This is a genomic window from Mycolicibacterium chengduense, assembly GCF_033741155.1.
In the GTDB taxonomy this organism is placed as follows: Bacteria; Actinomycetota; Actinomycetes; order Mycobacteriales; family Mycobacteriaceae; genus Mycobacterium.
Genome location: NZ_JAWQNH010000005.1, coordinates 84323 through 102394, shown reverse-complemented (window position 1 = coordinate 102394; position 18072 = coordinate 84323). Strand labels below are relative to the sequence as shown.

Sequence of the window (18072 nt, the reverse complement as noted above, 5' to 3'; positions counted from 1 at the left end):
GTGCGTCCGACGCGGTCATGCGGCGGCCGGCAGATCGGTCATGGTCCGTCGGGCGTGCGAGGGCAGGTGCGCGGGTTCGGAGCGTGCCGGGTCGTGGGGCGGAATGAACCAGGGGTGGCGATCGTGGCCGAGATAGACCTGCCAACCGCTGTGGTGAATCAAGGTGTGGTGGCACCGGCACAGCAGGATCCCGTTGTCCAGACTGGTTGTTCCTCCTTGGCTCCAGTGCTGAATATGGTGGGCGTCGCACCAGGACACCGGTCGTCCGCAGCCGGGGAACGCGCAACCACCATCGCGGACGGCCAGCCCTTTGCGAAGCGCGGGAGTGAACAGCCGCTCACTGCGCCCCACGTCCAGCGGCACACCGGCGCCGTCGACGGTCACCGAGGTCCGGGTGCAGTCGCAGGAGATCAGCTCCGCGGTCACGGGGCTGACCGGGCCACCGAATCCGAGATCGTCCACCCGGTCACCCAGCGACGGCGCCGCCTGCGAGGCGGCCGAACGGATCAGGGTGACGTGCGGCAGTACGCCACCGGACATCGGGCGCGCCGAGTGCGACAGATAGGTGCGCAGCAACTGCCCGAATGCGTCAGCACGCCGCCTATCCACCGGGCGGGGATCCGGGGATCCGTCCGGCAGCGGCACCGGCCGGCACAGCGGATCCAGCGCGGCGCACAGTTCCTCGCCCGTGAGGATATCGAGGTCGAGTGTGGCGCTCACCCGGCCGTCGTCGTTGTGCGCCAACGTCATCTCGTTGAGGTCGGCGTTCTCAGCGACCGGTACCGCGCCCTGCTCGGCGGGAAGTGCCGCGGCCCGATCGATGGCGATGGCACGGGCCTTCTTCGCCACGTCTGCGGGGGTGGCCTGAACCATCAGCTTCCGCACAACCCCCGCACGATCCTCCTCCGACAGCGGGGTCCGCTTGTCGATGTGGACGATCCCGCGCCCCACGGCGTCGGCGAACTCGATACCGATCCCGCCGAGGCGCTGGGCCGCGGTGAGGGCGGGCAGGGTGTGCGCTGCGCGGCCGACCCGTCCGGCGCGTTGTGCTGCGGCAGGGGCCATGCCGAGGGCGGTCAGCAGATCAGTCGCCGAACGCAGGTGCCGTCGCGCCGGGATTCGGAGCCGCTCGGCCGCTGCGGTGGCGGACGAGATGACATGGTCGAGCAGGTTGCGGGCGGCGACCGCTGCCGCCAACACCGTCAGTAGCGGCTCGTCATCAACCACGCTCCGGGGACAGTGCAAAAGATGGAACAACGTGCGCTGAGCCTCGTCGTCCGGGATGGGGGTCATCGCAAGATCGTCGATCAACGCATCCACAAAAGTGTCGACATCGGCAGCGTCCATGCCGGGAACCTCTCGAATACCTATAGACAGGAGGACATTTCAGGTATCAGCTAGGCACATTGGTTCGAACAATCCTCGAAAAGGACCGTCGTACCCTCGGCGACCGTCAGTCGCGGCAAAGCCCGTGAGTGGCGATCACGGGCAACCATGTTTCGAACGTATGTTCTACCGTACGCCTATCGGTGATCGGGCGCAAGGGCGCCGCCGCACGCCTGTCCGGCCCAGAACCGGGTGCACCGGAACACCCGTTCGTACGGTAGACAGATCCCATGCGGATCGAGGGCAGCGTGGCCGTCATCACCGGAGCCGGCTCGGGTATCGGACGGGCACTGGCGGAGGCGTTGGCCGGGGCCGGGGCGTCGGTGGTGGCCGGTGATGTCGACGGTGACGCCGTTGCCGCGACCGCCGACGCGATCGGTGCCGGGGCCGTGGGGGTGCGGGCCGACGCCGCATCGGTCGAAGGCATCGCAGCGCTGGTCGACACCGCGCGGGCGTCCTTCGGGCCCGTCGACATCTACGTCGCCAACGCCGGCATCATCGGCGCGCCCGGACTGGGCAGCGACAGCGACTGGGACCGCATCCTGTCGGTGAACCTGCGCGCGCATATCCGCGCCGCCGACGCCCTCGTCCCCGAGTGGTTGCAGCGCGGCAGTGGGCATTTCGTCAGCATCGCCTCGGCCGCTGGTCTGCTCACCCAGGTCGGCGCGGCCGGGTATGCCGTCAGCAAGCACGCCGCCGTCGGCTTCGCCGAGTGGCTGGCCATCACCTACGGCGACAACGGGATCGGTGTCACCTGCGTATGCCCGATGGGTGTCGCCACACCCCTGCTCGACGACATCACCGACTCCGCCGATGCGGCCACCAGGGTCGCCGGTGCCGCGGTCACCACCGCTGGTGAGGTGCTCAGCGCCGATCAGGTGGCCGCCGCGACGCTGGCCGGAGTGCGCGACGACCGGTTCCTGGTGCTGCCGCACCCGGCGGTGCTGGACATTTACCGCGGCAAAGGCGCCGACTATGAGCGCTGGATCGCCGGGATGCGCCGGTATCAGCGCTCGCTGGGTGGGTGACGCGGGCGTCGGTGTTGAACACGTGCCCATTACGATTCCCGCATGGGTGCCTCACGGCGACGCCTGTCCCCCGACGACCGGAGGACCGAGTTACTGGCCCTCGGCGCCGAGGTGTTCGGGCAGCGGCCCTATGACGAGGTCCGCATCGACGAGATCGCCGAACGCGCCGGGATCTCCCGTGCGCTGATGTACCACTACTTCCCGGACAAACGCGCCTTCTTCGCCGCGGTGGTCCGCAATGAGGGCGAGCGCCTGTTCGAGGCCACCAACAAGGCACCGGAACCCGGTCAGAGTCTGTTCGACCAACTGCGCGCCGGGGTGCTGGCCTACCTTCGGTACGACGAGGAGCATCCACACGGTGCCTGGGCGGCGTACATGGGGATGGGCCGGGCCGACCCGGTGCTGCGCGGCATCGACGAACTGGACAACGACCGCCAAGCCGACCGCATCATCGCCGCCATCACCGACGCGGGCGGCGCTGCGCCCAGCCCGGAACTCGCCCGCAACCTGCGCGTCACGGTGTATGGCTGGTTGGCGTTCACCTTCGAGTTCTGCCGCCAGCGGGTGCTCGACCCGACGCTGGGCGGCGAGTTCGTCGCAGACACCTGTGCGCACGCCCTGTTGGACGCCCTCGGCCGGGTACCGGGCATCCCCGCCGCACTGGTCGCCGCCGTTCAACCCGACGCCCGCTGACCAGCGATTTCGCCGCCGGTCGCCGACTTGTCGGACCCTCCCTGCACTATGGACCAATGGCGACCCCCGATCCACTCGGCCGGTTCAGCGAGCTGACCCGGCAGTGGTTCACGGGCACCTTTCCCGCCCCCACCGCCGCACAGGCCCAGGCCTGGGCAGCCATCGCCGATGGCAAGCACACGCTGGTCATCGCGCCTACCGGGTCGGGCAAGACGCTGGCCGCATTCCTGTGGGCCATCGACGGGCTGGCCCGCGGCACGCGGAGCCGCGGCACGAAGGTGCTCTACGTGTCACCACTGAAGGCGCTGGCCGTGGACGTCGAGCGCAACCTGCGCACCCCGCTCACCGGGATTGCGCGGGTGGCCGAACGTCTCGGTGAGCCGGCCCCGGACATCACCGTCGGCGTGCGGTCCGGTGACACCACACCGCAGCAGCGTCGCGCGCTCGTCACCACACCGCCCGACGTGCTCATCACCACCCCCGAGTCGCTGTTCTTGATGCTGACGTCGTCGGCCCGCGACACGCTGGCCACGGTGCACACCGTGATCGTCGACGAGGTGCACGCCGTCGCGGGCACCAAACGCGGGGCGCACCTTGCGCTTTCGCTGGAAAGACTGGACGCCCTGCTCGACGCGCCGGCCCAGCGCATCGGCCTGTCGGCGACGGTGCGTCCGCCGGAGGAGGTGGCGCGTTTCCTGGCCGGCGCCGCTCCGACGACCATCGTCGCCCCGCCCGCCGACAAGACCTTCGATCTCAAGGTTCAGGTGCCGGTGCCGGATATGGCGAATCTGGCCGACAACTCGATCTGGCCGGATGTCGAGGAACGCATCGTCGACCTGATCGAAGCGCACCGGTCCTCGATCGTGTTCGCCAACTCCCGGCGCCTCGCCGAGCGGCTCACCTCACGGCTCAACGAGATCCATGCCGAGCGCAGCGGGATCGAGCTGCCCGAGTCGCATAATCCGAAGGTGGGCGGTGGGGCGCCCGCCCAGCTGATGGCCAGCGGCCAGAGCCACGGCGCGCCCACGCTGCTCGCGCGCGCCCACCACGGTTCGGTGAGCAAGGAGCAGCGAGCCGCGGTGGAGGACGACCTGAAGAGCGGGCGCCTGCGAGCCGTCGTCGCCACCTCCAGCCTGGAGTTGGGTATCGACATGGGCGCGGTCGATCTGGTGATCCAGGTTTCGGCGCCGCCGTCGGTGGCCAGCGGGCTCCAGCGCATCGGCCGGGCCGGCCATCAGGTCGGCGAGATCTCGCAGGGTGTGCTGTTCCCCAATCACCGCACCGACCTGATCGACTGCGCGGTCACGGTGCACCGCATGCAGGCCGGCGAGATCGAAACCATGGCGGTGCCTGCCAATCCGCTCGACATCCTGGCCCAACACACGGTGGCCGCGGCCGCGCTGGAGCCCCTTGACGCGGAGGCCTGGTTCGACACCGTCCGGCGCAGCGCGCCGTTCGCGACGCTACCGCGCAGCGCGTTCGAGGCGACATTGGACCTGCTGTCCGGTAAATACCCCTCCACCGAATTCGCCGAGCTGCGTCCCCGCCTGGTGTACGACCGAGATCACGGCAGCCTGACCGCGCGACCCGGAGCGCAACGGTTGGCCGTCACCTCCGGCGGGTCGATACCCGACCGCGGCATGTTCACCGTCTATCTCGCCACCGAAAAGCCCTCTCGGGTAGGCGAACTCGATGAAGAGATGGTCTACGAGTCGCGTCCCGGTGATGTGATCTCCCTTGGCGCGACCAGCTGGCGGATCACCGAGATCACCCACGACCGGGTGATGGTGTTGCCGGCCCCCGGGCAGCCCGCGCGGTTGCCGTTCTGGCGTGGGGACAGCGTGGGTCGCCCCGCCGAACTGGGTGCTGCGGTGGGCAGGTTCACCGGCGAGCTCGCCGCCCTGGGTCGCGACGACTTCGAGATGCGATGCCGAGAAACAGGTTTCGACGATTACGCGACCGACAACCTGTGGCAGCTGCTCGACGAGCAGCGCCAGGCCACCGGGGTGGTGCCCACCGACGCCACCCTGGTGGTGGAGCGCTTCCACGATGAACTGGGTGACTGGCGGATCATCCTGCACTCGCCGTACGGGCTGCGGGTGCACGGACCGCTGGCGCTGGCGGTGTCACGCCGGCTGCACGAGCGGTACGGCATCGACGAGAAACCCACCGCATCCGACGACGGCATCATCGTGCGACTCCCCGATACCGACGAAAAGCCGCCCGGGCCGGATATCTTCGTGTTCGACGCCGACGAGATCGAGCCGATCGTGACCGCCGAGGTGGGTGGGTCGGCACTGTTCGCCTCCCGTTTCCGGGAGTGCGCGGCGCGGGCGCTGCTCCTGCCGCGGCGCCACCCCGGTAAACGCTCACCGCTGTGGCATCAACGTCAGCGTGCCGCGCAACTGCTCGATATCGCACGCAAGTACCCGGACTTCCCCATCGTTCTCGAGACCGTGCGGGAATGCCTGCAGGACGTCTACGACGTGCCGGCGTTGACCGGTCTGATGAGTCGGATCGCCCAGCGCCGAGTGCGGCTGGTGGACGTGGAAACCACCACCCCGTCACCGTTCGCCGCGTCGGTGCTCTTCGGCTATGTGGGTGCCTTCATGTACGAAGGCGACAGCCCCCTGGCCGAGCGCCGGGCGGCGGCACTGTCCCTGGACAGCGTGCTGCTGGCCGAACTGCTGGGCCGGGTGGAGCTGCGCGATCTGCTCGATCCCGAGGTGACCGCGGCCACCACCCGCCAGTTGCAGCATCTCGATCCCGAACGGCACGCCCGCGATGCCGAAGGCATCGCCGACCTACTGCGACTGCTCGGCCCGTTGACCGAGGAGGAACTGAAGGCCCGGTGCGTGGCCGATGACATCGGTGGCTGGTTGGAGGGGCTGCGCACCGCACGGCGGGCGCTGACGGTGTCGTTCGCCGGGGCGACCTGGTGGGCGTCCATCGAGGACATCGGCCTGCTGCGCGACGGTGTCGGGGTGGCGGTGCCGGTCGGGGTGCCTGCGACGTTCCTGGAGAGCGTGGACGACCCGCTGGGTGAGCTGCTCGGCCGCTACGCGCGCACCCGAGGGCCGTTCAGCACCGACGAGGCGGCGGCCCGGTTCGGCCTCGGGTTGCGGGTTACCGCCGACGTGCTGGGCCGGTTGGCCGCCGACGGCAAACTGGTGCGCGGTGAGTTCAGCGACGCCCCGTCGGCGGCCGTCGCCACGGCGCGCGAACAGTGGTGTGATGCAACGGTTCTTAAGATCCTGCGGCGCCGCTCGTTGGCCGCGCTGCGGGCCGCGGTGGAGCCGGTCAGCCCGGCAGCCTACGGCCGATTCCTGCCCGCCTGGCAGCATGTCTCGTCCGCACACAACCGCGGGATCGACGGGCTGGCCACGGTCATCGAGCAGCTGGCCGGGGTGGCACTGCCGGCCTCGGCGGTCGAATCGCTCGTCCTGCCCCAACGGGTGGCCGATTACCAACCCGCCATGCTCGACGAACTGCTCGCCTCCGGTGAGGTCACCTGGTCCGGCGCCGGGCAGATCGGTGCCGCGGACGGGTGGGTGGCGTTTCACCTCGCCGAGTCGGCGCCGTTGACGTTGGCCGCTCCGGCGGAGATCGAGCTCACCGACGTGCATCGCGGCATCCTGGACACCCTGTCGGTCGGCGGTGCCTACTTCTTCCGGCAGCTGGCCGAGCCGGGCAAGGACGACGCCTTCACCGCCGCACTGTGGGAACTGATCTGGGCGGGCTGGGTCACCGGCGACACCTTCGCGCCGGTGCGTGCGGTGCTGCACGGGTCACGCCGGGCTCCCGCGCACCGGCAACGCAAGAGCCCGCCCCGGCTGAGCCGCTACCGCGTCGCGCACCCCACCTCGCGCGCCGATCCGAAGGTCTCCGGCCGCTGGTCGGCGCTACCGGCGCCGGAGCTGGATTCCACTGTGCGCAGCCACTTCCAGGCCGAGCTGCTGCTCAACCGGCACGGCGTGCTGACCCGCGGGGCCACGGAGGGCTTCCCCGGCGGATTCGCGATGCTGTACAAGGTGCTCACCGCCTTCGAGGACGCGGGGCGGTGCCAGCGCGGCTATTTCATCGAATCACTCGGTGGCGCGCAGTTCGCCGCCGCCTCGACCGTGGACCGGCTGCGCAGTTATCTGGACGGGGTGGACCCGGAACGACCCGAATGGCACGCCGTCGTCCTGGCGGCGACGGATCCGGCCAATCCCTACGGCGCCGCGCTGCCCTGGCCGGCGTGCGGCGACTTCCGCCCGGGCCGCAAGGCCGGTGCGCTGGTGGTGCTGGTGGACGGCCGGCTGGTGTGGTTCCTGGAGCGCGGCGGGCGCTCGCTGCTGAGCTTCGGGGCCGAGGCGGGCGCGCAACACGCGGCGGCCGGTGCGCTGGCCGGGCTGGTGCACGAGCGCCGCCTTCCGTCGTTGGTGGTGGAGCGGGTCAACGGGGTGTCGGTGCACGACCCGGGGGCCGACGAGGCACGCGGAGCCGCGCAGGAGGCGCTGACCGAGGCCGGTTTCACCAGGACCCCGCGCGGCCTGCGCCTGCGCTGAACCCCCAGTAATGTCAAATTTGACAAAACATGCTCTCGCGGGGGTCATACTGACGGCATGGTCTCGCTCGCCGTTCACCTGCTGCTCGGATTCGCCGTCTTCGCGTGGATCGTCCGCGCCAACCGTGACATCTTCGCCCACCCCGCGACCGGCCCGCAGGTATCGGTGTTGGAGGCGGCGTACTACGTCGTCGGCATCGCCGCCACCGTCCTGGGCTACTACTTCAACGCCCGTTTCGTCGCCGAATACGCCACCCCGTCGAGCAACCCGTTCTGGGGCCCGGGCAGTTGGCAACAGTTCATCGCGCTCGGTTACACCAACCCCGCGGCCAGTTCGGCCAGCCAGGACTACACCATCATCAACGTCATCCTGCTGCCGCTGTTCACCGTCGTCGACGGGTACCGGCGCGGAATCAGGCGGCCGTGGTTGTTCTTCGTATCCAGCCTGTTCACCAGTTGCGCATTCGCCTACGCGTTCTATTTCGCGGTGCTGGACCGTCAGCACCGCCATCAGAAGACCCGCGCCGAGGTTGCGGTGTAATGGGGGTATGCCCGAAGGTGACACCGTCTTCCACACTGCCTCCAAGCTGAGGCAGGCACTGGCAGGAAAGACGTTGACCCGCTGCGATATCCGGGTACCGCGTTATGCCACGGTGGACCTGTCCGGCCAGGTGGTCGAGGAGGTGGTCAGCCGGGGCAAGCACTTGTTCATCCGGGTCGGCCCCGAGGACGGTGGGGCCAGCATCCACTCGCACCTGAAGATGGAGGGTAGCTGGCGGATCGGTCCCGCCGGGGTGGCGCCACACCGCATCCGCGCCGTCCTCGGCACAGCCGACAGCCTGGCCACCGGTATCGATCTGGGCATCCTGGAGGTCCTGGAGCGGGCCCGCGATCAGGAGGTGGTCGCCCACCTCGGCCCGGACCTGCTCGGCCCGGACTGGGATCCGCGACTGGCCGCGAGCAACCTGACCGCCGATCCCGGCCGCCCGCTGGCACCGACCCTGCTGGATCAGCGGGTGATGGCCGGGGTCGGCAATGTGTACGCCAACGAGCTGTGCTTCGTCTTCGGCCGCAGGCCCACCGCCCGGGTGGACAGTGTCGAGGATCCTCTGCGGTTGGCACAGCGCGCTCGGGACATGTTGTGGCTCAACCGTTCCCGCTGGAATCGCTGCACCACCGGCGATACCCGGCGTGGCCGGCAGCTGTGGGTGTACGGCCGGGCCGGCGAACCGTGTCGCCGCTGCGGTACCACCATCGAGGTGGACGACAGCGGCGACCGGATCAGCTATTGGTGCCCGAATTGCCAGACGGCGTAATCACTTCCACGGCAACGCCAGCCGGCAGATCTTCTTGACCACCGAGAAGAACTGGGTGGGCAGCGGTCCGCTGTTGTAGGGCAGGCCGTAGCGCCCGCAGATCTCCTTGACCTCGCCGGAGATCTCGGCGTAGCGGTGCGCGGGGATATCCGGAAACAGGTGGTGTTCGATCTGGAACGACAGGTTGCCGCTGAAGATGTGAAACCACTTGCCGCCAGCCAGGTTCGCCGAGCCCAGCAACTGCCGGTAGTACCACTGGCCACGGGTCTCGTCACGGGTCTCCTCCACGGTGAACTCGTGGGTGCCCTCGGGGAAGTGCCCGCAGAAGATGATGGTGTAGGACCACACGTTGCGCATCAGATTGGCGGTCATGTTGCCCGCGAAGACGAAGGGCGCGAACGGGCCGGCCAACAGCGGGAAGGCGACATAGTCCTTGATGGTCTGCTTCTTGACCTTGGCCCACATCTCGGCGAGCATGTCCTTCTTGTCCCGCAGCTTGATCTCGCCGGCGCGGATGCGCTCGGTCTCCAGCTCGTGCAGCGCGACGCCGTACTGGAAGAACACCATCAGCAGGAACGCGTAGAGCGGGTTGCCCAGGTAGTAGGGATGCCACTTCTGGTCTTCGCTCATCCGCAGCACGCCGTAGCCGATGTCGCGATCCAGGTCCACGATGTTGGTGTAGGTGTGGTGCATGTAGTTGTGCGAGTGCCGCCACTGATTGGACGGGCAGGCCGAATCCCACTCGAAGTTCTGGCCGCGCAACGCCGGATCGCCCATCCAGTCGTACTGGCCGTGCATGACGTTGTGGCCGATTTCCATGTTGTCCAGGATCTTCGACAGGCCCAGCAGCACCGTCCCGATCGGCCAGGCCGGCGGCAGGAACAGCAGGGCGCGCCCGCCGACCTCCAGGCTGCGCTGCCATTTGATGATCTTGCGGATGTAGTCGGCGTCGCGTTCGCCGAGATCGGCCAGCTGGCGCTCGCGAATGGCGTCGAGTTCGGCGCCGAACGCCTCGAACTGTTCGGGGGTGAGCGTGTACTTCGCCGACGTCGCGGCGGCGGGCGCCGGGGCCGGCGCGGCAGAGGTACGGGGCAATTCGAGCGTAGTCATGATTTGCCTTTCGTGTCCGGGGTCAACAGGTCGTCTACAGGTCGATCGCGACATCACCGACGGGAGCGGTGATGCAGATCCGGATGTCTTCGCAGGCATCGGTGGACACCGAGCCGTTGAGCAGATTGCGCACCGCGCCTTGGGTTTTGGTTCTGGTGCAGCTGAAGCAGATGCCCATCCGGCAGCCACTCTCGGGTTTCAGGCCGGCCGCCTCGGCCTGCTCCAGCAACGTCTTTCCGCTGTCGGTGACCTCGACACCGCTGCCGGTGAAGGTGACCGTGCCGCCGCTGGAATCCGCCGGGGCGGCGAAGACGGGCGGAACGAAGCTCTCCGAGAGCGCCTGCGGGCACAACGTCCGCACCGCGTCGACCAGCGCGGGTGGGCCGCACACGTACACCGCCTCGGGGTCGGCCATGGCGGCCGACAGGTGATGCGGGGCGAAGTACCCGTCCAGGTCTGCGCCGCGATCGTCGCGGGTGTAGCCGTGCAGCACCTTCACCCCGGGCAGGGCGTCGAGTTCGTCACGGTAGCAAGCCTCCTCGGCCGACCGGGCGTAGTGGACGAACGCGATCTCCCCGGTGAATCCTTCGGCGAGCAACGTCCGCAGCATCGATATCACCGGGGTGATCCCACTGCCGCCGGAGACGAATAGGATGCGCCGGGGCCGCTCGTCGGGCATGGAGAAGTCGCCGCCGACGGAGTCCAGACCGACGGTCATGCCCGGCTTGGCGTTCTCGTAGAGATAGGTGGAGACAAGACCGCCGTCGTGCAGACCGACGGTCAACTCGATCAGCCGGCTGCCTTCGGCGTTGGCCGGCGAATAGGGCCGGGTATGGCGACGGCCGTCGATCTCGACGGACAGGTTGATGTGCTGGCCGGCACGGAATCCGGCGAAGGCGGCGTTCGGTTCCAGCGTCAGTGTGACACTGCGGGCGCTTTGGCGGCGGACCGCCACCACCTTGGCGCGCGCGGCGCCCTTGATCCACACCGGATCGACGATCTCGGTGTAGCGATCGACGCCGTGCGGTCCCGTGAGCAGATCCAGGAGCGGCGACCGGAGCACCCGGTCGCGCAGCTTGTGCGTCAACGTTTCGGTGAACATATGTACACTGTGAATCGACGCAAAGCGCATGGTCAAGGAAAACAAGCAGGTTGTGACGGGCATAACACGGTGAACATACGTACTCTGAATTCACAAACACTTGACACCGGAACGTCGGCCGAATCGGAGGAGTATCCGGTTGTAGGCTCGATGGTTGTGGATAGCGAGTCTCCGAAGTCCCGCGCCGGGCGGTCCGCGCGCTCGGGTCGGTCGCGGTCGCGAGACACCCTGTCCCGAGAGGAACGCAAAGAGGTCACGCGCCGGGCGATCGTCGCCGCCGCACTGGAGCTGCTCGAGGAGGGCAGCTTCACCGGGCTGAGCCTGCGCGAGGTGACCCGCAAGGCGGGAATCGTGCCGGCAGCCTTCTACCGGCATTTCGATTCGATGGAATCACTCGGCCTGGTGCTGATCGACGAGTCCTTCCGATCGCTGCGCGACATGCTGCGCGGCGCGCGCGCCGGAAAGCTCGACCCCAACCACGTCATCGAATCCTCCGCCGAGATCCTGATCGCGAGCATCAGCGAGCGCCGCGAGCACTGGCGCTTCATCACCCGCGAACGGGCCAGCGGCGTTGCCGTGCTGCGCTACGCCATTCGCACCGAAATCCGGCTGCTCACTTCCGAACTCGCCATCGACCTGGCCCGGTTTCCCGGTCTGAAGAATTGGAGCAGCGAGGATCTCAACATCCTGGCCAACCTGTTCGTCAACGCCATGATCTCGATCGCGGAAACCACCGAGGACGCCGCCGACCCCGCCGCCCTGGAGGAGATCAAGCGCATAGCCGTCAAACAGATGCGGATGATCGCCGTCGGGGTGCGGGGCTGGCGCAGCGCGGACTGACCCCGGTGCGGCCGCGGTGGATCAGCGGGGGGTGCCGCCCCCGTCGACGATCACGACCTGCCCGGTGATGTAGCTACCGGCCGGCGAGCACAACAGCAGTGCGGCACCGACCATCTCGTCGGGTGACGCCAGCCGACGCATCAAGGTGTTCGACGCCATCGCCTCGATCACCTCGGTCGGATTGTTGCGCACCATGTCGGTGTCGACCGGCCCCGGCGCGATCGCGTTGACCCGGATGCCCAGCGGCGCGAACTCCGCCGCCATGGATCGGGTCACCGACATCAGGGCAGCCTTGCCGGAGGCATAGATGGACAACGACGGCGCGAAGTTGAACGCGCCCACCGACACCATGTTCAGCACCGCCGCCGCGGGGCTCTGCTTCAGGTGCGGCAGTGCGTGCTGCACCAGGAATACCGGGCCCTGCAGATTGACCGCGTACGACTTGTCCCACGCCTCGACCGTCATGGACCCGAGGGGCTGCGCCAGGGCGTTGGCGGCGTTGTTCACCACCACGTCGATCCCGCCGAACTCGGCAACGGTGCGGTCCACCAGCGCCGCGAGGTCGTCGACGTTGCCGAGATGCGCAGGCACCCCGATCGCGGCCGCCCCCAGGCTGCGCAGCCGCTGCGCGGCAGCCGCACACGCGTCGGGCTTGCGGCTGGCCACCACCACTCGGGCCCCGGCCAAGGCGAAACCCTCGGCCAGCGCGAGGCCGATCCCGCGGGTGCCGCCGGTGACCACGACGGTCCTTCCGGACATGTCGAAAAGCGTGTCGAACCGGGCGCGATCCATGGCCGTCAGTAGACCAGATCGGACCAGGTCATCGGAGCCGGATCGAGCCAGATCCGGCGGTGTGGCAAATGTCTTGGTTTAGCGCGAGGCGGGTACTTACGTGCATACTCAGCAATGAACATCGATCAGCCACGATGAAGGCGGTCACACCGCTCGCTCGCGACCAACGACGGCCCGGGCAAGTATTTGACGAGCTCGACAGCTATTGTTAGGCGCGTACGAGGGGATCATTCGAGCCTTGCGGATTAGCGCGCCCCCGCAACGACGGAGGTGAAGATGCAGGTTGCTGGACGCCAGTTGGGAAAAATTGCGAGCTCGTTGTTGCAACGCCGACATTACGTCGCTGCCCGCAACATGGTGCGGCTTTACGACCATCCGGTCCGGATGTTCACCCGTTATCTGGCCGGCACCGGCGAGTACCCGTACACCGTCCGCGTTCGCACCCCACAGTCCTGGCTGGCGCTGGGCCTGAATTCCGGGCACGACGTGCTCACGGTCAACGAGATCTTCTGCCGCGACGACTACCACGCCGACAGCACGGACGAGGTGATCGTCGACTTCGGTTCCAATATCGGCATCTCGGCCGCTTACTTCCTCACCCGCACCCCGGCCGCCTTCGCCTACCTCTTCGAGCCGCTGCCGTCCAACGTGGCCAAGCTCAAGGAGAATCTGCACCCCTTCGAGGGGCGGTACGAACTGCGTGAGGTCGCGGTGGGTGTGAGCGACGGCGAGGTGGAGTTCGGCTGGGAGGACAGCGGCCGGTATGGCGGGGTGAACGCGCACCTGGACCACACCCTCACCGTGACATGCGTCAACTCGCAGACCGTGCTGAAGGAAGTCATCGGCAAGCACGGGCGCATCGACATTCTGAAGATCGATATCGAGGGCCTCGAAGCGCAGGTCATCGACAACATCCCGGCGTCGCTGGCGCGCAATATCAACAAGCTTTATGTCGAGTACGTTTTCGATCACAATCCATTGGCCGAGACGCACACGCTGCGCCACTACGGCGGTATTGCGCAATTCATTCGCAAGACGAACTAAATTGCCGTAGAACACGCAATTCCGCTCCCCTAGCGAATGATTTATCGATTACGTCAATAAAGCGTCCGGTGGCTGACGAATTCACGGTCCACGCCGCTGACGGGGTCCCGGAACGCCAGCCGCTGGGCCAGCAGCCGCAGCGGTCGACTGAAGTCCCCCGGTGCGATATCGATCACATCGGGGTAGAGCGGATCGTTGTCGATGGGGATTCCGATCGACGCCAGGTGCACGCGCAGTTGATGGGTGCGACCGGTGCGCGGGGACAACCGATAGTGCTGGTTACCGAGGGCTTCGACATAGGTTTCGGCGTTGGGCTCCCCAGGCATCTCGAACGCTTGTAACCGGCTGCGCTCTTTGACGATCCGGCTGCGCAGCACCGTGGGCAATTCGACGGTCGGCGTGCCGGCGGCCCGCGCCAGATATGTCTTGTGCACCACACCCGCGGCGAACATCGTCTGATACGCACCACGGACCGCGCGGCGCGCGGTGAACAACAACACCCCGGCCGTCAGCCGGTCCAGCCGGTGCGCGGGACTCAGCTCCGGCAGGTCCAACTCGCGGCGCAGCCGCACCAGGGCAGTCTGGACGACGTGCGCGCCGCGCGGCATGGTCGCCAGGAAATGCGGTTTGTCGACCACCACGATGTCGTCGTCGCGGTACAGGATGGGCATCGCGAAGGGCACCGGCACCTCGTCGGGCAACTCGCGATACAGGAAGACGTGGGCGCCGGCGGGCAGCACCGTGGATCCGTCGGCGACGGTGCCGTCGGCGCAGAACACCTCGCCGGCAAGCACCTTGGCGCCGGCACCGAACCGCCGCTGCAGCTCGTCGTGTAGGTTGCCGCCCTGCACCCGCAGTCGGGACGGGCCGATACCGTCGTAACCCGGCCGACCCGGCACGGTCAATTCAGCGGTACCGGTTCCAGGATCTCGGCCCTGGCCTCGGGCGCCGCGGCGCGCAGTGCGTCGGCGGACGTGTCGTCGGGCTGGGTCTGGGACTGCACTTCGGCCTCCACCCGCGCCAGGTAGGTCTGCACCTCCCGCTCCACGTCGGCCGCGCTCCAACCCAGAACGGGCGCAACGACTTCGGCGACTTCCGCCGCACAGTCCACCCCGCGATGCGGATACTCGATCGAGATGCGCATGCGCCGGGCCAGGATGTCCTCAAGATGCAGCGCACCTTCCGCGGCTGCGGCGTACACCGCCTCGACCTTGAGGTAGACCGGCGCGGCGGTGATCGGCTCCAGCAGGTCGGGCTGCCCCTCCGCCATGGCCAGCACCTCACCGATCAGTGACCCGTACCGGTCCAGCAGATGCCGCACCCGGTACGGATGCAAGTCGTAGTGCCTGCCGACATGCTCGGTCTGATTCACCAGTGCGAAGTAGCCGTCGGCCCCCACCAGGGGCACCTTCTCGGTGATCGACGGCGCCACCCGGGTCGGCACGAATTCGGCTGCGGCATCGATCGCGTCGGCGCCCATCACCCGGTAGGTGGTGTACTTACCGCCGGCGATGGACACCAATCCCGGCGAAGGAACCGCCACCGCGTGCTCACGGGACAGTTTGGAGGTCTCCTCGCTCTCGCCCGCCAGCAGCGGCCGCAAGCCTGCATACACCCCGTCGATATCGTCGTGCGTCAGCGGCGTGGCCAGCACCGTGTTGACGTGCCCCAGGATGTAGTCGATGTCCGCCTTGGTCGCGGCGGGATGCGCGAGATCCAGATTCCAGTCGGTGTCGGTGGTGCCGATGATCCAGTGCGTGCCCCACGGGATGACGAACAGCACCGACTTCTCGGTGCGCAGGATGATCGCCACCTCGCTGACGATGCGGTCCCGCGGCACGACGATGTGCACCCCCTTGGAGGCCCGCACCCGGAACCGGCCGCGCTCCTTGGCCAGTGCCTGGATCTCGTCGGTCCACACGCCGGTGGCGTTGACCACCACGTGCCCGCGCACCTCGGTCACCGCCCCGTTCTCGGAGTCGCGCACCTTCACTCCGGTGACCCGGTCGCCCTCGCGCAGCAGCGCCACCACCTGCGTCGAGGTCCGCACCACCGCGCCATAGTGGGCTGCCGTGCGGGCCACCGTCATGGTGTGCCGGGCGTCGTCGACGACGGTGTCGTAGTAGCGGATACCGCCGATGAGCGAACTGCGCTTGAGCCCGGGAGCCAGCCGCAACGCGCCGGCCTTAAGCAGATGCTTCTGCGCCGGAACGGATTTCGCGCCGCCCAGCTGGTCGTAGAGGAAGATGCCTGCGGCGATATAGGGCCGCTCCCACAACCGTTTGGTCAGCGGGAACAGGAAGGGCAAGGGCTTCACCAGGTGTGGGGCCAGCGTCGTCAGCGACAGTTCGCGCTCGTGCAGCGCCTCCCGAACCAGACCGAACTCCAGCTGCTCCAGGTAGCGCAGGCCACCGTGGAACATCTTGGAACTGCGGCTCGACGTCCCGGACGCGAAATCGCGGGCCTCGACCAGGGCGACCCGGAGTCCGCGGGTCGCCGCGTCCAGCGCCGCCCCGGAGCCGACGACGCCGCCACCGATGACCACGACGTCGAACTGTTCACTGCCCAGCCGCTGCCAGGCCGTCGCCCGCTGGTCGGGCCCGAGCTGAGCTTGACCATTGCCTGAGATCGGGTCAGTCACATGTGCGAGCCTACGTTGCCGCACCCGGCGACGCCCCGCGCCGCGGAGGTGAACTCGCCTTTAGTCCAGGTCGCTAGTCGAGATCGTCATGGGCCATCAGCCGGCGCGCCGCTTCCACGATGGACCCCGACAGCGACGGATACACCGACAACGTCTGGGCCAGATCGCCCACCGAGATCCGGTTCTGCACCGCCAGCGCGATCGGCAGGATCAACTCCGACGCGATGGGGGCGACCACCACACCGCCGATGACCACGCCGGTTGCCGGTCGGCAGAAGATCTTCACGAAACCGCGGCGCAGCAACGACATCTTGGCGCGGGCGTTGGTGGTCAGCGGCAGCATCAACGTGCGCGCGGGCACGGTGCCGTCGTCGATCTTGGTCTGCGGTACCCCGACCGCGGCGATCTCGGGCCGGGTGAAAGTGGCCGACGCCACGGTACGCAACCGGATGGGGTTCACCCCCTCGCCGAGGGCGTGATACATCGCGATGCGGCCCTGCATGGCGGCCACCGAGGCCAGCGGCAGCAGGCCGGTGCAGTCCCCGGCGGCGTAGATGCCCGGCGCCGTGGTGCGTGACACGCGATCCACGGTCAGATAGTTCCCCGGCCCGAGTTCGATACCGGCGTTCTGCAGGCCGAGGCCGCCGGTGTTGGGCACCGACCCGACGGTCATCAGGGCGTGGCTGCCCTCGACGGTGCGGCCGTCGGCCAGGGTGACCTTGATCCCGGAGTCGGTGCGGGTCACCGATTCGGCGCGGCCGTTCTTGACCAGCGACACCCCGCGCTCGGAGAACGCCTCTTCCAGCACCGCGGCGGCATCGGAATCCTCGTGCGGCAGGATCTGGTCGCGGCTGGCCACCACGGTGACCTTGACGCCGAGCTCGGTGTAGGCGCTGCAGAATTCGGCGCCGGTGACCCCCGACCCGACGATCACCAGATGTTCGGGCAGCTCGGTCAGGTCGTAGAGCTGGCGCCAGTTCAGGATGCGCTCGCCGTCGGGGACCGCACCGGGCAGCACCCGCGGGGTGGCGCCGGTGGCGATGAGCACCACGTCGGCCTTGAGCACGCCGACCTTGCCGTCTGGCGTGGACACCTTGACGCGGTGGTGCGCCATGCCGGGCACGCTGTCGACGAGTTCGCCGCGACCCTTGACCACGTTGACGCCGGCGTTCAGCAGGGTCGCGCCGATATCGGCGGATTGCGACCTGGCCAGCGTCTTGACCCGGTTGTGGATCTGCTCCAGCGAAATCTTGGCGTCCTCGATGGCAATGTCGAAGCCGAGCCCGTTGGCGCGGCGCAACTCGGTGCGGACGCCGGTCGAGGCGATGAACGTCTTGGACGGCACGCAGTCGAACAGCACGCAGGCGCCGCCGATACCGTCGCTGTCGACGACGGTGACCTGCGCGACGGCGGGGCCACGGGATGCGGCGACCAGGGCGGCTTCATAGCCGGCGGGTCCGCCGCCGATGATCACGATGCGGGTGGGCACGCCCTTAACGTAGTGGGTGACTGCGGCCGAGCCCACACGTGCCGATCCCCCGGGTCGCTTCGCTCCCGCCCGCTGAACCGCC

Annotated in this window: 14 protein-coding genes; 7 read left to right on the top strand and 7 right to left on the bottom strand. The window is 68.1% G+C overall.

Annotated elements, in window-relative coordinates:
• Positions 1-15: 15 nt before the first annotated feature.
• Positions 16-1347 (bottom strand): HNH endonuclease signature motif containing protein, encoded by a 1332-nt coding sequence (locus SBI67_RS18995; RefSeq protein WP_318982069.1) that lies wholly within the window; start codon positions 1345-1347, stop codon positions 16-18.
• Positions 1348-1616: 269 nt separating this feature from the next.
• On the opposite strand from SBI67_RS18995, the gene SBI67_RS18990 reads away from it, so the two are divergent.
• The 5 genes from SBI67_RS18990 to nei2 are packed head-to-tail and all read left to right on the top strand — an operon-like array spanning position 1617 to position 8972.
• Positions 1617-2414 (top strand): SDR family oxidoreductase, encoded by a 798-nt coding sequence (locus tag SBI67_RS18990; protein WP_318982068.1) that lies wholly within the window; start codon positions 1617-1619, stop codon positions 2412-2414.
• 42 nt (positions 2415-2456) lie between these two features.
• Complete coding sequence (locus tag SBI67_RS18985; protein WP_318982067.1) at positions 2457-3107, top strand: TetR/AcrR family transcriptional regulator; 651 nt, start codon at positions 2457-2459, stop codon at positions 3105-3107.
• Between the two features lie 56 nt (positions 3108-3163).
• Complete coding sequence (locus SBI67_RS18980; protein WP_318982066.1) at positions 3164-7657, top strand: ATP-dependent helicase; 4494 nt, start codon at positions 3164-3166, stop codon at positions 7655-7657.
• A gap of 57 nt (positions 7658-7714) precedes the next feature.
• Positions 7715-8197: a DUF2834 domain-containing protein gene (locus SBI67_RS18975; protein WP_318982065.1), complete on the top strand. Its 483-nt coding sequence runs from the start codon at positions 7715-7717 to the stop codon at positions 8195-8197.
• Between the two features lie 7 nt (positions 8198-8204).
• A complete protein-coding gene (gene nei2, locus SBI67_RS18970) occupies positions 8205-8972 on the top strand; it encodes an endonuclease VIII Nei2 (protein WP_318982064.1) in 768 nt (255 codons plus the stop codon).
• Here the strand turns inward: nei2 and SBI67_RS18965 are convergent, their stop codons facing one another.
• Positions 8973-10082: a fatty acid desaturase family protein gene (locus SBI67_RS18965; protein ID WP_318982063.1), complete on the bottom strand. Its 1110-nt coding sequence runs from the start codon at positions 10080-10082 to the stop codon at positions 8973-8975.
• Positions 10083-10116: 34 nt separating this feature from the next.
• Positions 10117-11184 (bottom strand): ferredoxin reductase, encoded by a 1068-nt coding sequence (locus SBI67_RS18960; protein WP_318982062.1) that lies wholly within the window; start codon positions 11182-11184, stop codon positions 10117-10119.
• Between the two features lie 156 nt (positions 11185-11340).
• Here SBI67_RS18960 and SBI67_RS18955 point away from each other — a divergent pair, with 156 nt between their 5' ends.
• A complete protein-coding gene (locus SBI67_RS18955) occupies positions 11341-12024 on the top strand; it encodes a TetR family transcriptional regulator (protein ID WP_266045607.1) in 684 nt (227 codons plus the stop codon).
• Positions 12025-12045: 21 nt separating this feature from the next.
• Here the strand turns inward: SBI67_RS18955 and SBI67_RS18950 are convergent, their stop codons facing one another.
• Positions 12046-12816, bottom strand: a complete 771-nt coding sequence (locus SBI67_RS18950) for an SDR family NAD(P)-dependent oxidoreductase (RefSeq protein WP_318982061.1) — start codon at positions 12814-12816, stop codon at positions 12046-12048.
• A 276-nt stretch (positions 12817-13092) separates the two neighbouring features.
• Here SBI67_RS18950 and SBI67_RS18945 point away from each other — a divergent pair, with 276 nt between their 5' ends.
• Positions 13093-13860 carry an FkbM family methyltransferase gene (locus tag SBI67_RS18945; protein ID WP_318982060.1) on the top strand — a complete coding sequence of 256 codons (768 nt, stop codon included), beginning with the start codon at positions 13093-13095 and terminating at the stop codon, positions 13858-13860.
• A gap of 53 nt (positions 13861-13913) precedes the next feature.
• Here SBI67_RS18945 and SBI67_RS18940 read toward each other — a convergent pair whose 3' ends face one another.
• The 3 genes from SBI67_RS18940 to SBI67_RS18930 form a co-directional block, all read right to left on the bottom strand.
• Positions 13914-14759 (bottom strand): pseudouridine synthase, encoded by an 846-nt coding sequence (locus SBI67_RS18940; RefSeq protein ID WP_318982059.1) that lies wholly within the window; start codon positions 14757-14759, stop codon positions 13914-13916.
• 2 nt (positions 14760-14761) lie between these two features.
• Positions 14762-16501 carry a glycerol-3-phosphate dehydrogenase/oxidase gene (locus tag SBI67_RS18935; RefSeq protein WP_318982058.1) on the bottom strand — a complete coding sequence of 580 codons (1740 nt, stop codon included), beginning with the start codon at positions 16499-16501 and terminating at the stop codon, positions 14762-14764.
• A gap of 73 nt (positions 16502-16574) precedes the next feature.
• Complete coding sequence (locus tag SBI67_RS18930) at positions 16575-17990, bottom strand: NAD(P)H-quinone dehydrogenase (protein WP_318982057.1); 1416 nt, start codon at positions 17988-17990, stop codon at positions 16575-16577.
• Positions 17991-18072: the final 82 nt, after the last annotated feature.